This window comes from Paenibacillus herberti (genome assembly GCF_002233675.1).
GTDB lineage: Bacteria > Bacillota > Bacilli > Paenibacillales > Paenibacillaceae > Paenibacillus_O > Paenibacillus_O herberti.
In genome coordinates this window covers 1,454,761-1,469,525 of record NZ_NMUQ01000001.1, presented here as the reverse complement: position 1 = coordinate 1,469,525, position 14,765 = coordinate 1,454,761, and the positions used below count along the sequence as shown (strand labels likewise).

At 45.6% G+C, this 14,765-nt stretch carries 13 protein-coding genes; 4 read left to right on the top strand and 9 right to left on the bottom strand.

The annotated features are described in order from the left end of the window. Positions 1-27: 27 nt before the first annotated feature. The 6 genes from CGZ75_RS06770 to CGZ75_RS06745 all read right to left on the bottom strand — a co-directional run bounded on the left by CGZ75_RS06770 (position 28) and on the right by CGZ75_RS06745 (position 9,712). The gene (locus tag CGZ75_RS06770) at positions 28-1,020 is read right to left on the bottom strand and encodes a golvesin C-terminal-like domain-containing protein (RefSeq protein ID WP_089523464.1); all 993 of its coding nucleotides are present in this window, start codon (positions 1,018-1,020) and stop codon (positions 28-30) included. 470 nt (positions 1,021-1,490) lie between these two features. Beyond that, positions 1,491-4,613, bottom strand: coding sequence for a beta-galactosidase, LacZ type (gene lacZ / locus CGZ75_RS06765; protein ID WP_089523463.1), 3,123 nt, complete (start codon positions 4,611-4,613; stop codon positions 1,491-1,493). 251 nt (positions 4,614-4,864) lie between these two features. Next, complete coding sequence (locus tag CGZ75_RS06760; RefSeq protein WP_089524594.1) at positions 4,865-5,239, bottom strand: VOC family protein; 375 nt, start codon at positions 5,237-5,239, stop codon at positions 4,865-4,867. A gap of 248 nt (positions 5,240-5,487) precedes the next feature. Continuing rightward, positions 5,488-6,138, bottom strand: coding sequence for a response regulator (locus tag CGZ75_RS06755; protein WP_089523462.1), 651 nt, complete (start codon positions 6,136-6,138; stop codon positions 5,488-5,490). Next, on the bottom strand, positions 6,113-7,393 hold the full coding sequence (locus tag CGZ75_RS06750) for a sensor histidine kinase (protein ID WP_089523461.1): 1,281 nt from the start codon (positions 7,391-7,393) through the stop codon (positions 6,113-6,115). Before CGZ75_RS06750 ends, CGZ75_RS06755 begins: the two co-directional genes overlap by 26 nt. A 96-nt stretch (positions 7,394-7,489) precedes the next feature. Then, on the bottom strand, positions 7,490-9,712 hold the full coding sequence (locus tag CGZ75_RS06745) for an MMPL family transporter (RefSeq protein ID WP_089523460.1): 2,223 nt from the start codon (positions 9,710-9,712) through the stop codon (positions 7,490-7,492). A gap of 207 nt (positions 9,713-9,919) precedes the next feature. On the opposite strand from CGZ75_RS06745, the gene CGZ75_RS06740 reads away from it, so the two are divergent. The 4 genes from CGZ75_RS06740 (at position 9,920) to CGZ75_RS06725 (ending at position 11,967) form a co-directional block, all read left to right on the top strand. Next, positions 9,920-10,369: a LytTR family DNA-binding domain-containing protein gene (locus CGZ75_RS06740; protein ID WP_089523459.1), complete on the top strand. Its 450-nt coding sequence runs from the start codon at positions 9,920-9,922 to the stop codon at positions 10,367-10,369. Between the two features lie 242 nt (positions 10,370-10,611). Next, positions 10,612-11,013, top strand: coding sequence for a hypothetical protein (locus tag CGZ75_RS06735; protein WP_245850729.1), 402 nt, complete (start codon positions 10,612-10,614; stop codon positions 11,011-11,013). An 11-nt stretch (positions 11,014-11,024) separates the two neighbouring features. Beyond that, entirely contained in the window at positions 11,025-11,417 is a 393-nt protein-coding gene (locus CGZ75_RS06730; RefSeq protein ID WP_245850814.1) for a DUF3021 domain-containing protein, read from the top strand. 22 nt (positions 11,418-11,439) lie between these two features. Next, a complete protein-coding gene (locus CGZ75_RS06725; RefSeq protein ID WP_089523456.1) occupies positions 11,440-11,967 on the top strand; it encodes a hypothetical protein in 528 nt (175 codons plus the stop codon). A 75-nt stretch (positions 11,968-12,042) separates the two neighbouring features. Here the strand turns inward: CGZ75_RS06725 and CGZ75_RS06720 are convergent, their stop codons facing one another. The 3 genes from CGZ75_RS06720 to CGZ75_RS06710 form a co-directional block, all read right to left on the bottom strand. Next, positions 12,043-13,017, bottom strand: coding sequence for a phosphotransferase enzyme family protein (locus CGZ75_RS06720; RefSeq protein ID WP_089524593.1), 975 nt, complete (start codon positions 13,015-13,017; stop codon positions 12,043-12,045). A 67-nt stretch (positions 13,018-13,084) separates the two neighbouring features. Continuing rightward, on the bottom strand, positions 13,085-13,948 hold the full coding sequence (locus CGZ75_RS06715; RefSeq protein ID WP_089523455.1) for an AraC family transcriptional regulator: 864 nt from the start codon (positions 13,946-13,948) through the stop codon (positions 13,085-13,087). A gap of 159 nt (positions 13,949-14,107) precedes the next feature. Next, entirely contained in the window at positions 14,108-14,737 is a 630-nt protein-coding gene (locus CGZ75_RS06710) for a class I SAM-dependent methyltransferase (protein WP_089523454.1), read from the bottom strand. Positions 14,738-14,765: the final 28 nt, after the last annotated feature.

Below are 14,765 nucleotides of genomic sequence, written 5' to 3'. Positions count from 1 at the left end.
AAATGGACTTTCCGCCTCTCGGAAAAACTAAGGGGTTACACGCATGAATTGAACCGCATCTGCTCGTACCACTTCTTCAGTATTCCCCGGCTTAGTGACTTCCAATTTGACAGATGCGGACGAGCCCACTGCAAAGTTGAATCCACTCCCATCCCCCAGCTCTACCCAGGACGAACCGTTTTGTTCCTGGTTGATTGCGAATACCTGGTTCCCTTCCTGAAAACTCACGGTATATTTAGCCGTTTTGTCACTGTATATATGGGCAGGATACATGACAAGAACTCTGTACTTGCCTGCCTCTGTAATCGTTGGAGTCCAAGTTGCAAAAGCGCCGGTGCCGGATGAATATCGGGTTGCCGACCCGTTATATCCTGTGAGCCCGCTACCTAACCAGGAACCACTCTCGCTATAGCCCGGCTCGCCGTTATCGATTGTAATCGACGTTTGTGGGGAGCCGTTAACTGCGCTAACCGCGAAGTTGTCAAACTGCCGAAGGACCCAATTATTGCTTCCCCAGTCTGTCGTTCCGATGGTCGTATTCCCGCTAAAATAAGTGGAATCGGTTACATTTGCAACCATAATGCCACCTATGAATGCTTTGATATTGTTCCCGCTAAACTCCAAAGATAATGTTTTCCACGTGTTAACGCCGAATCCAGTGACCGTGCCACTGGACAAAGAAGTTCTGCTGCTAGAATCTTTTCTGAGCAACTCCCAATTCCCAGAAGTATCCAAGCTGAGCCAGTGCCCTTTACGCTCATACTCGGAAGTATATTCCGCCGTGTTATCTATCCTGCCTCCTACATACACTTTTCCCGCTTCCTCTGCGAGCGCATCAACTTGGACTTTATAATTCGTCCATGCCATGTCCCCGATTTCGGATATTGGATCCCTGACTTCGGAATAAGCCCAGTGAATCGGTTTATCCGTAACCACTTGTCGGAGTACTTTTCCGGTTCTTCCACCGCCTGCGGTTGCAATCTCAAAACCGCCCCCTGCATCGACAAAATACTTCGCCATACTTCCAACATTGGAGTTATCGAAATTGTCGCTGTACGGGAATGGGAAAACGTGAACAATTCGGTTAAGTACCTTTCAGGCAGTGCAGGAAAATTTGTTTATCGCAGCTTGGGGCGGTTGCCGTCAACCCATTTCAGGTCCAGCAAGTGAGATCTTCTTTTTTTCCTATTATTCACACCCTTTTCAAGTTAGTTTTATGTAAACCCGGTGTACACGAGCCAGGATCAACACCTACATCGCGTAACCTAGGGAGTTTTCCATAGGCATGTGCTGCTGAAGTTCTTGAAATTCGCTGCTGTCATCTCCTAGAGAAAAATTTTATGTAAGGGGTTTCATTAAATCTGCAACTAGTCTAAAAGAGATCGCTCTCTATGGAGTTCCATATCTTCGTAAGATGGTTTCAAATATCGTATCCCTTTTTAAATAACAAAAAACCTCGGCTGCTTGAGCTAGCCGAGGCCTTTTGTTATTTAGTTAACTCTACCCTGCAGCGTAAAGCTGAATGAATAGCTTTTATCAGCCAGCAGCAAAAATTCCGGATGCGGCTTTGAACCCCAGGTATCATCACCACCGACACCCATTTGACGATAATGGATACGGACAACCGTTTTGTCGCTTGCCGGCAGTTTATAGACATGATCATTTGCCTCAAGCTCAAATGGTGTATAGGGTAACGCGTTCAGCTCGAAAGTAGGTTCGCCTGTAATATGCAGCGCAACACCACTTTGATTAGAGATCGCGGCATGACGGACATCCACCTTGTTACCGCATTCCTGCGGTCTTAGATAAGGCACGAATTGATCGGCAACTTTACCTTGATGCAGGCCGATTTTTGCGCTCAATTGACGATCCAAGTAGGATTCATGCGGCCCTTTGCCATACCACTCCAGGTCTGTAAACGAGCCATCCATACTAAACATGATACCGACTTCAGGAATTTCTGGCAGGTTGCTTCCTGGAACCAGCAGCTGCTGTACTTGGATCGCTCCGCTACCCAGAATGGTATAAGTAATCGAGCAAGCCGATTCCGATGTTGTGGGCAGCACATAAGCGGCGTGTACGATAACACGATCGGCAAGCGACTCCCAACGCAGCGAGCAAAGCACACGTTCTTCGCCTGCACTTCTCCAAGTTGCACAACGCTCATGCTGTTTATTGCCGCGGTCGTTATCCGTGTATGCGCGCCAGAAGTTCGGCATGAGCGCATCCTGGAGAAGTTCACTTCCGCCAAAATTATAGGAAACCAGGCTGCCGGTTGCTGTATCAATTCCAGCAGTGAAAGTCTCGCCGCTTACAGTCAACAAGCCGGATTGAACGGCAACATTAACCGGACTGTAGTTCTTCACAGCCTCAACAACAGCTGCAACTGGCTTCTCAGCAGGAAGCACGAATTGCTCGAACGACACTTCATGACCGGCTTCCGCCCACTTCTCCGCTTTCTTCGTCACAAAGCTGATCGTAAGCACGGCTTCCCCGCTTTGTTCACGCTTCGGCAGCTCAAGCTTAATCTCTTTGCCCTCAAGAGGCGCGACCGCTACGGTAACATTACCTTCCGCACTTATAACACCTTCCACGGCAATCGTCCACTGAAGCAAATAAACCTCTAAATTCATAAACAGGTTTTTATTTTTAATGGTGTAGATGCCTTGTGCGCCATCCACTTCGGTAATGGTTATATTTTCATAACATTTCTTAGCTTCAATCAACTTTGGTGAAATGGAACGGTCGGCAAACAAAAGGCCGTTTCCACAGAAATTTCCAGAATGTGGTGATTCACCGAAATCTCCGCCGTACGCTAAATATTTCGTACCGTCCGCTTCTGTTTTCCAAAGGCTTTGGTCTACCCAGTCCCAAATAAAGCCGCCCTGCAGCACCGGATAACGATCAAACAACTCGGTGTATAGATGCAATCCGCCCAGGGAGTTACCCATAGCATGGCTATACTCACATAGAATATAGGGCTTTTTCGGTCCGGGCGCATTTGCATAATCAATCAAACGATTCGGTCGTATATACATGTAGCTTTCGATATCGGTGGCATCGGCGGATTGCTTATAATTCACAACACCTTCATAGTGAACGATCCGTGTCGGGTCTGCCTCGCGAAGGAAATCATGCATTTTCACGAAATTATCACCGCCATACGCCTCATTGCCAAGCGACCAGATGACGATCGAAGGATGATTTTTATCCCGCTGCATCATCGAATTCGCACGGTCAATAACGTTCGCTGTCCATGCTGGAATGTTGCCAGGCACCGTCGTCGGAAGCATCTCGGTCTGACCGCCGGTCCAAGTGCCATGTGACTCCAGATTGGTTTCGTCAATTACGTACAAGCCATATTCATTACAAAGCTCATACCACAACGGATTGTTGGGATAGTGGGCGGTACGCACGGCATTGATATTGTACGCCTTCATAAGTTTAATGTCCGTAATCATATCTTCAAGCCCCATCACACGGCCAGTGTCACAGCCAAACTCATGGCGGTTAACTCCTTTGAAGACGACGCGCTGTCCGTTAATGAGCATTAGTCCATCTTTAATCTCGAACTTTCGGAAGCCCGTCTGCGTGCTGAGTGCCTCAAGCAGTTCCCCATTCTCATCCCTCAGGCTAATAACGAGCGTGTAGAGGTTCGGCTCCTCTGCGCTCCATTTCAGCGGATTGATGACATGCGTCGAAACCTCAACTTGAGTTTCCGCAATACTGCTGCCAAGCGTTGTTGTTACCGTGATCCGATCTACAAACACAGCGTTCCGCTGAGCATCATACAATTGTGCCTCAACAGTAACGGAACCCATATCGGCTTCCCAATAATTCGTCAGCGTCGCTTTAACTTTAAGCTCTGCATCCTTGTACTCCTCGTCAAGCTCAGTTGTTACGAAGAAATCGTAGACATGCGCCTTAGGAACCGTATACAAGTAAACATCGCGGAAAATACCACTCAGCCGCCAGAAGTCCTGATCTTCCAGCCAGCTGGCATCGCACCAGCGATACACCTCAACCGCAAGCTTATTTTCGCCTGCTTTCAAATAGGGTGTAAGGTCGAATTCAGCCGGTGTAAAGGTATCCTCGCTGTAGCCCACCAGCTCGCCATTGACCCACACGTAGAAAGCGGACTCCACGCCTTGGAAGCTGATAAAAACAGGTTGCCCTTGCCAATTATCTGGCAGCGAGAATGTACGGACATACGAGCCCACAGGATTGTACAGGGTTGGCGCAAACGGGGACTTCAATTCCGGCTCTGACGTCTCCCATGGATAGCGAAAATTCGTATACTGCGGGTAATCGTATCCCTGCAGCTGCCAATGTCCAGGTACCTTAATGTCATTCCATTCTGTATGATCAAAGCTGTCCTCGTAGAAATTCGAAATTCGCTTGGACGGCGACTCCGCAAAAGCAAACTTCCATATGCCGTTAAGCGACATATAATTGCGCGAAGCCGGGCGGTCGTTGTTTAGCGCTTCTTCCACTGAATCAAAAGGCATTAGTGTTGCGTGCGCTTTCATTCGATTAAGTTCAAAAATTTCCGGATTATTGTTCCATTCCGGATAGCCGTTGGTCGTCGGAGTATACTTAAACTTTTGTTTCATCAAAGTTTACCTCTTTCGTCATTAAGAAGGTAGGTTCCACGAATGAATGAACGATTCGGAACCCTCTCTCTTTTTATTAGAATAGTATAGAAGAATTGATAATTTAATATCATTCAGCAAAACAACAAAACATAGTACTTATTCAACGATATTTTGTAGCTTTCCTGAGAAAATAAAAGACCGGAGACGTTTGACATGTCTCCGGTTAATTTCATTAGTACGACCTCTATTTTTTTATTAAAGAAACGATCTTATTTCTTTTCCGATACAGCAAAGTAATTTTCTTCATTGTCGGCAAAGTTAAAAACTCTGCCGGAGGGAAGTTGCACAATGTCTCCAACTTTGATGTTCTTGTTCTTGAGATCGCTGTACAACGCATCGAAATTGTCCGTGAAATACATCATAGATGGTGTCCCGAGATTCATTCCAGGGTTCATTTTGGCAACTAACTCCTTACTGTGAAGAACAATGCTAGTTGCTGCACCCTTAGGAGCGACTTCAATCCATCTCATCGGGCCATTGGTTTCTTCCACGATGACCTCGAAACCTAGTTTTTCTGTCCAAAAATCTCTGGATGCGTCTTGGTTATCCACATACAACATAACTTGGCCAATTTTGTTGATCATCATTTATACACTCCTCATATGAAATAATTTAATTGTCGGCTCAAACCGAAGGCTGTAAATCCGCCGATTCGCATCGACTCGTACTTCCACAATCCTGCAAATCAAATATAAACAATAAGGAATATTCTTGTCAAGGAATACATAAAATTAGCCCGACTTGAATTACTCTGTATGAGTTCAATCGGCTCCCATTGTGGAACGTTGCGTCAATACGCCCTTTACAGCTAAAAATAAAGCAGGTGCGAAATTTAAAGCTTAACCCAACCATTTTCAACGGCTATTGCAACTGCTTGGGATCGGGAATCGACCCCAAGTTTGTTGTAGACATTGGTTAAATGAGCTTTCACGGTGCGTTCGGAAATAGCTAGACGAACGGCTATTTCTTTGCTTCGCAACCCTTGAGCTGCTGCCTGGAGCACCTGTTGTTCTTTAGCGGATAGCTCGGTCGTAATAGGGCTGGCCGGGGTGGGCTTCAATCGCTCTCGCTGAACGGCCATGACCCGGGACAGGATGTCCTGCTGCAGCAGCGTTTCCCCGCGCAGCGCCGCATCAATCGTTCGGAATAGATGCTCCCTGCCGGTATCCTTAAGCAAATACCCTTTTGCGCCCAGTGACAATCCCTTCATCATCCATTCATCTTCGTTATACGTAGTGAGGATGACGACCGGAATATCAATGCCGCGGTCAATCATCGCTTCCATCGTTTCCAGCCCGTTCATCTGCGGCATGTACAAGTCCATCAGAACGAGATCTGGCATACTCTCATCCATAAAACGAAGGGCTTCGTTTCCATTAGCTGCCTCACCAATGACTTCATAATTATCCTCGGTCTCCAGAATCATTTTAAGACCTTCTCGAACGACGAAATGATCGTCAACAATCAGAATTTTGCAATTCATGGTTCAGTCCTCCCTCCTCCCTGATTGAAATAGCGTAATGATAGGGTACATCAAGCTTCACCAGAGTGCCTGATGCACGATCGCTCGAAATGGCAAGCTCCGCATGTAAGAGGCGGGCGCGCTCCTGCATAACGATCAACCCGTAGTGTCCCGGCTCATGAGTGATCTTTTCGACATTGAAGCCGGTACCGTTATCGCGAATTGTAAGCAAGAAACGATCTTCGTTATACCGCATTTCAATCCTTACTTCCGAAGCCTTTGCATGACGGGCAATATTCGTCAGCGATTCGCGAACAATATACTGCGCATGTTCGAAAAGTATTTTAGATAACTCTGGTATGGGGTCGAGCATTAGTTCAACCCGAATGCCTGTCGCCGACGTGAAACGTTCCGTCTCGAGCCGCACCGCATCAGCGAAAGATTGCGCGGGTTCGGCAAGAAGCCTCAGATTGTCGATCGCTTGGCGTGCCTCTGCGAGGGCTATCCTTGCGCTTTCTCTAGATTGCCTTATGATTTGCCCGGCACGATCCATATTGCCTTTAGCAATATGAGCATCCGCAGCGTCGAGCTGCATCACGATGCCGGCCAACCCCTGCGCAAGCGTATCATGTAGATCACGCGACATCCGCTGACGCTCATTCGCAAGCGTCAGTTTTTCGACTTCCCCATGTGCCTGCTCCAGTTCTTTCAAGAAGCTCTCCGTGCGATGCCTGGCAATCACTTCATTGCGAAATATACGTGTATAGGCAATGATAATCACATTTAACATAGTAAAAGCCGACAGATTAAAAAGCAGGTGTAATGAATCGTCGATTGACAAAACGATGATTGTAACAATGGGATAAAAAACCAACGCAACACCGGCGACCTTCAATTTACGCTGATAAATTACCACACTCTGCCCGATCAGCAAGGAGTATAAACCAGTAATTGGGGGGTATCCCTGTGGCATCAAGAAAGCGCAGATTGTAATCAGAATCCCCTGGAAGCTGATATAAAACCATGGTTGACGGCGAGTGAGTGCCTCGGAATGCCAGTAAAGAGCGCAGTGAAGCAATAGGACGAGGTGAAAAAACAGCATTGGAATCGGATTAAACTCGAGAATCCACTGCATCAGTACCGATGCGATATATATCCCCATAATCCAGACAAGAATATGTTTGCGCGCATCCAGAAGCGTAGCCGGGATATCGGTAGATGAGCTTTTTTTCCAATCTTCATCCTTATTATGCATTCCATTTCCTTCTCGATTCACCGTGAGGGCTCCTCCTTTTTTTAGTTTCGTCCATGTATTTATATCGGCAAGAGAGCGATCGCAGCAAGCGATCGCTCTCGATAGTATACCCTCTCTTTACCGGGTAGCACTTTTCTTCGCTTTAGTAGCTGAGACCGCTAGTTGATCATCGCTTGATGCGGAGAAAGATTTATCTTCTTCAAGGGCAGAGCCTTCCACATCGATATTTGGTAGGATTCGGTCCAGCCATTTCGGCAAATACCAGGAGGAACGGCCCAGTAAAGTCATGATCGCCGGAAGTACAGCAAGTCTTACAACGAAGGCATCGATTAGAACGCCAAAAGCTAACGCCAGGCCCATGGATTTGATCATTGTATCTTCCGCAAAGACAAAACCTGCAAACACACACACCATGATTAGAGCTGCTGCCGTGACGACGCTGCCGCTGCTCTTAATTCCGAACAAAATCGCGCCCTTGGCGTCATTTTTATGAACGAACTTCTCGCGCATGCGGCTGACCAGAAACACCTCGTAATCCATCGCGAGACCAAACAGGATGCCTGCAGTCAACATCGGCAAAAAGTTGAGTATCGGTCCCGATTGTGTAATGCCAAACAAATTTGCCAAATTTCCGTCTTGAAATACGAATACAACAAATCCAAGCGTCGCTGTCATCGTCAGCAGGTATCCAAGCACGGCTTTGAGAGGTACAAGCAGCGAACGAAATACAAGAAGCAGCAGAATAAAGGCCAGACCGACTACGAGCAGGCCGAATACCGGCAAGGCTTCGTTCAGTTTTTTTGTAATATCGACATCCATTGCTGTCGATCCGGTAACCATCAGCCTGACTCCGTACTGACTTTCCGTATCTTTCGACTTTGCACGAATCGATTCTACGAGCTTGCCTGTTTCTTTGTCAAGAGGGCCGCTTTGCGGAATAACGGTAAGAATGGCCGCGGCTCCATCCTGATTAGGAACCGGAGGCGCGGTATTCGTAATCCCTTCCATGCCGCTTATCTCTTTAGCAGCCTGTGCGATTGCCGATTGAGGATTCTCAACGCCGTCCGCTGTAGCAAGCACGATAAGCGGACCATTGAAGCCGGCGCCGAATCCATTGGCCAGTAAGTCATAAGCTCGTCGCTCCGTTGTCTCCTCAGACTTCATCCCATCATTCGGCAGACCGGTCTGCAGATGTAGCGCCGGGAGGCTGATGAAGCCGAGCAGCAGAATACCAACTAGCGCAACAGGAAGCGGAAATTTGGTAACAAAACGTCCCCAGGCATTGGATTCCCGTGCCGGAACATAGCTGTTCTTGTCTCCAGCGGCTTTTGGCATTAAACGATCACCAAGTAGCGACAGCACGGCAGGCACAACTAAAATCGCAATTAGGACGGCGATGAACACGGTCAACGCGGCACCAATTCCCATAACAGTAAGGAAAGGAATGCGGGTGACAGACAGGCCTATTAATGCAATAATTACGGTTATTCCGGCAAAAACAACGGCACTCCCTGCCGTACCGGTTGCAGCCGCAATGGATTCACGAATGCTCTTGCCTGCCAGTAAATTCTGGCGGTGCCGGGACAGAATAAACAAACCGTAATCAATTCCCACGGCAAGTCCGAGCATGATGGCCGTAGTAAGCGATATCGCCGCCAAATCGACATAATTTGAGCCGATTAGAATAAGCAGAACACCAATCCCAAGTCCTAAGATTGCTGTTATAATCGGCAGCCCGGCGGCAAGCAGCGACCGGAAGAAAATAAGCAGAATCAGGAAAGCCATGGCGATACCGATAACTTCCGAAATGACCCCAACTTTCGGTATTTCCGGTGAACCGGAAATACCGCTTTTCTCCACTTGGAATCCAGCATCCCGCAACTTTTCGACTTGCTGATCCAACGCTTCAATGGATGATGCCGTCACATCTGCGCCAGTTACTTTATACGTAATCGTTGTATAACCAATTTCCTTGTTTGGACTAATTGTGCCGAAATCATAAGGGTCTGCGATCGATTCCACCGCATTATCCCGTGAAATAGTCTTTAGACTAGACTGTATGGCCTGCTTCGTATCCGACGATTCCAAAGACTTTCCTTCGACTTTGAAGACAAGTTGAATCGTACCGGGATTCAAGTCTGTTTCTGAAGGAAATTTTTTATCCATAATCTCCAGTGCTTTTTCGGATTCCGTGCCTGGTACGGTCATTTCCCCTTCAAATACTGGGCCTACACGCATTGCGACGATTGCAGCCAGCAACAGAACCATTATCCCGCCGAACAGCACCGACTTTCGCCATTTAGCGGCCCATCCGCCGACAATATATAAAACCTTTGCCAAATGAAATCTCTCCTCTGTAATTCGTGTGATAAGGTGAGTATAGAGGAGATTAAAAAATCCGATAACGTACGAATGGGCAAGCACGGCATGTACCTTCGGGTAAATGAGGGCAAGCTATTGAAGATTCGTTGACCTATCGTCGCTTTGTACAGGGCTATATGATACAATTCCTGAAAATCTTACGTCAGGCGGTGTGATGAGATTACGATGAAGGTTAAAATCAAAATCATTCCGGAGAAGATCGAGGAAAGCGTTCTTTTTCTCGCCCATCGAGTAACCCCGTTTATTCAGAATCTTATTCAACTAATCGAAAATAACCCCTCCTCCTACCTCTTCATAAGCAAAGCCGGAGAACAGCGGGAACGAAAATTGGATTATTCCAGCATCTTGTACTTGGAGTACTTGGAAAGAAAAATTTTTGTATACGCGAACGATGACGTTTATGAAATTCCAGGTCCACTGTATAAACTGGAACATGCTATGCCAAAATATTTTGTACGCATATCGAAATCGGCAATCGTGAATGTCTACATGATCCGAGAGTTTGAGACGAGCTTGAACGGCAATATAACCGCTCAATTAACGAATAATGAGAAATTAATCGTTTCAAGGAGATATGTCAAAGAACTAAAAGAGCATCTGCAACGACTGGAATAACCGCTTGTGACGATAAATCCGCCGCTTGTGTCGGATCGGCTATGCTTCATACAACAGCCAAACTACAATAAACGAGTACCAGGCAAACGACAATCTGCCTGAATCTCAGAATAAAATAAGGTAAGGAGTGAATGATTTTGATAATTGAAATATTTAAACTTACGCCCGTTTATGTATGGTTGTTGCTAGCTTTTTTAATTCAGAGAGGGATTTCTACATCGCAGGAGAGGGAAGTCAATATTTTGAAATCGTTTCTTGTTCCCGGCATCTTCATACTTTGGGGAATGTACAATATTTTATCCCAATTTGCTCACCCTTACTACTCGCTCCTCGTTTATGCCGTGTTTCTATGCATCGGCATTTACCTGGGAACTAAGCTATATCAAAATAACTATCGCTTTTTTGTAAAAAACGGCGCCGTCTATCGGGCCAAAAATTATTTGCCGTTCTACATTATTCTTGTTAACTTTGTCATCAAATATTCCTTGAATATTTACATGTATACCGATCCCGAAGCTATTAACAGACTAAGCTTTAATGTGCTCTACACGGCAATCAGCGGCACCACGGTCGGGCTTTTCTTTGGCGGTATCCTTATTACGTATCGATATGTCACGAATCAGCGGGGAAGTTTACGGGGGTAGCCATGAGGTTGATGACGCGCGTAATTAATGGACTCGGTTTAGGCTCGTTCCTCTGTTTGTTCGTCTCTTTGTTTAATGAGACAGCGCCGCCGGTTATGACGAAAGAAGCCGTGTTGAGTATATTCGTGATTTCGGCTTGCGCCGGCATGTTAAGCCTTCTTTTTGAAGTCGAGCGTTTCAATTTTTTGATGGCGTTAGTCATGCATTTTGTTTGTATCAACCTTGTCGTCTGGGCGCTTTCTTTTTTCAATCCTTGGCTGCAGGGCACCACATGGATGGGCTACTTGGGTAGTATGTTTGTTTTTTATAGCTGCTCTTGGCTGTTTCTCGTGATCAGAGATAAACTTATCGCAAGAGAATTGAACCAATGGATTAAAAGAAATGCCAATAGGAGTCAATCGTGAGCATAAACGGAGAAAAAGGTATATGTTAATTCTAGTAATAATGATCTTGTATATGGCCAAAAAACAAATGAAATACGAAAAAGTTTCATGGTTACGATTAGGAACTATTCCTGCCTACTGTTTAATTATGCTCTTTGTCACGTTTGAATGGGAGCTTCGCAGCTTCTCTTACCTGGCCGTTTTTATCTTGTGTGCTTATTTTATTGCGAAGCTGCAAGTCAGCGGGGTTAAAGTGAAAACTGCGCCATTCGGAGTGAACGCACGACAACAGGCCGTCGAGATGTGTACCGGGATGAACTACCTATACGGCTGGTTCTTAGTCGTCATCATCATTGTTCTGACCGAATTTGCCCGCGGCGAACTTCATGATACCCGCACTTTGCGCGAAGAGCTGATGAAGGAAATCGTTCCTTTTATGGTTTTTTCTAACGGCACGAATAATTGGATGATCTGGGCTATAACCGGCATTACCAGCTCCTTCTACGCAATCCTGCTGATGCGAAAGTATCCTGCTGTATATCTCAACAAATTGAACCACTATCGAAAATGAACGAATCACACGGGTTTAAATTAGCCTCGCTCTGTTAGGCCCTCTCGGGGCATAACAGAGCGAGGCTTCTCATTTTCATTCCCAACATGGTGTGCCTGTAAATAAAAACCCTTCCCCATTTGCATACCTGCCAAATTCACGAGATGCACATTTTTCCACATGTGTCGGCAGCCAATTGTTCGATTCAGGCATACCAAGAGCGTTCCTCATTCCGATTAACACTAGCGAAATAAATAAGGCTTCTATTTGTGCCACATAATCATTTGGCAGCGGAAAGTGCTTTCCATACGAATCAATGTATTGCTGTCTGGCATTGGGATGAATAAAAGTAAATGTGATGGCCACGTCAGTGAGAAAAGGACCGAATCCACACGCACCGAAGTCAATGGGATTTGCAACCCCATCTACAAACACGATATTGGGAGGAACGATATCACCATGCAATACTCCCCAAGTCAACTTATTTATAGGGAGAGTGTCGAGCAGGTCCATCGCTTTTTCTCCAGCGGTTTCAAGAATCTGAACATCGTGTGCATCTAATAACCCATCTAGCCCCTGCTGTTTGAGCAATTCCAGAGCATTCTGTATGCGTGCACGATTAACCGTTGGACGGGTAAAAGATGAAGGTGGCTGCCACTTACTGGCATGATGATGCAATGCTGCCGTCATTTCTGCCGTGGATCTCAATTCTTGTTCGCTGGTAAAGTATTGTTTTTGCTCGCCTTCCACCCAGCTGAGCATTGTGCAATTTATATCGTTCACTTGCGTAATAAACGATCCTTGCATATTGCGTTTTGGCTTAGGAAGGGTGAGACTAGTATCGCGATTAAGCGCATCCAGCCACAGCATTTCGGAATCCAGCATATCTGGGCTTGTCCACATTTTCTCAAGCGTACTGCTATTAGATTTGTGAACACGCAGACTGTATAAAAACCCCCGATGATCTTCAATTTTGAAAACCGCTGCACCGCTTTGAGCTATAGGCGATACCGACACAACGTTAATATCGTATTGTGCAAGGGCATGTTGTGCAATGATTGTATTATCCATTTTGTCCACACTCTCCAAAGGAAATCGCTCCTAACACTAATGTGTGAGTATAATACTGTACGACCACCTACGACTTAACGACAGGGATCCAAACTTCCATTTCATACATGCCATTGCCTCTATCATAGGTCATTTCAAACTCAGGACCGTTTGCGAAATTAAAATCACAAGTCGGAAACCATTCCCCCCAAATACGTCTCCACAAATCATGAATATTGCTTTGTCCCGCGGGGTTTAGGCCAGTTGAAAAAATAGCATATGTTTGTGGCGGAATATGAAGCTTTTCAAACCCATGCGGCAGGTCACTCTGAGGCGTGAAATAACCGATCATGTAGGAGTAGTGCTCACCATTGTGGTTGTATAAAACCGCATGGATCTGGCCATGTTCCTCCAATCCTGCAGCGGTACGGATTCGCTTTACGGTTCCGTCGGAAATGCAATTCTCCCAAAATTTTGGTATTTCAATGAATGGATTTTCGCCAACGGCATTGATCAAAGTTGAAACGCCGAACATTTCAAAGGCTGGATTTACTTCGATTCTGTAGTTCATCTCCACATCCCCACGAATTGAAATATGAAAAGATAACCGAGGATAGGCCTTGAGCGCCACGCCATTGTCACGTACTGACATCGGCGCCACACCATGCATTTTTTTGAAAGCTCTAGCAAATGCTTCAGGCGATTCATAACCATACTTCAATGCAATGTCGATGACCTTTACACCACTGTTTTGTAGTTCAAATGCGGCAAGGGTAAGCCGCCTGCGGCGAATATATTCCGCCAATGGAACACTCGTTATGAACGAAAACATTCGCTGAAAATGGTACGTTGAGCAACAGGCTAATTTAGCTGCTTGTTCGTAATCGATTTCTTCAGACAGGTTTGTTTCGACATATTCCATTGCATTATTCATGCGGTCTAGCCAATCCATTAGGGTCCTTCTTTCAAGTTTAAGTATAGGTAATCGTGGGAAAAGGAACCTTGCAATTCTTGCACAGAAATATCAGGGTTGCCAGTAAGCATAAAAATACGACCGCCTGGTAACATTGCCGGGCGGCCGTAACTCCATATTTCCGTTTACACTAGCTACTTATAGTTCTTTTTTACACTTCACCATGTTAAATATAAATGGAGTTTTATTTTCCGCATTTTTATGCGGCTCGACGATTTCCGAAATTTCTATCAGTCCATATTTTCCGAACTCTTGTTTGATCGAGTCAGAATCATAAAAGAACATTTTCAGCCCTTCCATGATCTCAAAATAGTCTTTGTCCAGTTGTGTTCCCTTTCCAAACATGGGGGCTTCTTTTGAAATAGTAACAAAAATCATATATCCGTTTGGCTTTAGCTGATTAAAGCAATCTTGAATAAGCTTTTCTCTCTCAAGACCATTCAACAAGTGGATAAGCGCATAACAAAATATACCGTCATAAAGCTTGTTATCAAAGGGCATATCCGTTACTGAACCATGGAAAATAGTACAATTAAGCTCGTTTTGCCTTGCCAAATCAATTGCTGTTTCTGAAATCTCAATACCGGTTACATTTATTCCGTTTTCAATAAAAACCTTTGCGTTCCTACCATATCCAATACCAGGTATCAATATATCGTTAACTTTCTTTTCGAGAAAAAAGTCCTTAGTCAAAATTGCTGAGTGTGAAGCTTCAAATCCCCACATCATTTGATTATCGATAAAACTTGATTCCCAAAATTCTGTCATCCCTCTACCTCCTACCTGTTTATGGAAT

What these genes read in the sequence shown, in the direction of transcription:
- CGZ75_RS06770 (WP_089523464.1), bottom strand. Translation starts at nt 1,020, where the DNA reads ATGGCGAAGTATTTTGTCGATGCAGGGGGCGGTTTTGAGATTGCAACC.
- lacZ (WP_089523463.1), bottom strand. Translation starts at nt 4,613, where the DNA reads ATGAAACAAAAGTTTAAGTATACTCCGACGACCAACGGCTATCCGGAA.
- CGZ75_RS06760 (WP_089524594.1), bottom strand. Translation starts at nt 5,239, where the DNA reads ATGATCAACAAAATTGGCCAAGTTATGTTGTATGTGGATAACCAAGAC.
- CGZ75_RS06755 (WP_089523462.1), bottom strand. Translation starts at nt 6,138, where the DNA reads ATGAATTGCAAAATTCTGATTGTTGACGATCATTTCGTCGTTCGAGAA.
- CGZ75_RS06740 (WP_089523459.1), top strand. Translation starts at nt 9,920, where the DNA reads ATGAAGGTTAAAATCAAAATCATTCCGGAGAAGATCGAGGAAAGCGTT.
- CGZ75_RS06730 (WP_245850814.1), top strand. Translation starts at nt 11,025, where the DNA reads ATGACGCGCGTAATTAATGGACTCGGTTTAGGCTCGTTCCTCTGTTTG.
- CGZ75_RS06725 (WP_089523456.1), top strand. Translation starts at nt 11,440, where the DNA reads ATGTTAATTCTAGTAATAATGATCTTGTATATGGCCAAAAAACAAATG.
- CGZ75_RS06720 (WP_089524593.1), bottom strand. Translation starts at nt 13,017, where the DNA reads ATGGATAATACAATCATTGCACAACATGCCCTTGCACAATACGATATT.
- CGZ75_RS06715 (WP_089523455.1), bottom strand. Translation starts at nt 13,948, where the DNA reads ATGGATTGGCTAGACCGCATGAATAATGCAATGGAATATGTCGAAACA.
- CGZ75_RS06710 (WP_089523454.1), bottom strand. Translation starts at nt 14,737, where the DNA reads ATGACAGAATTTTGGGAATCAAGTTTTATCGATAATCAAATGATGTGG.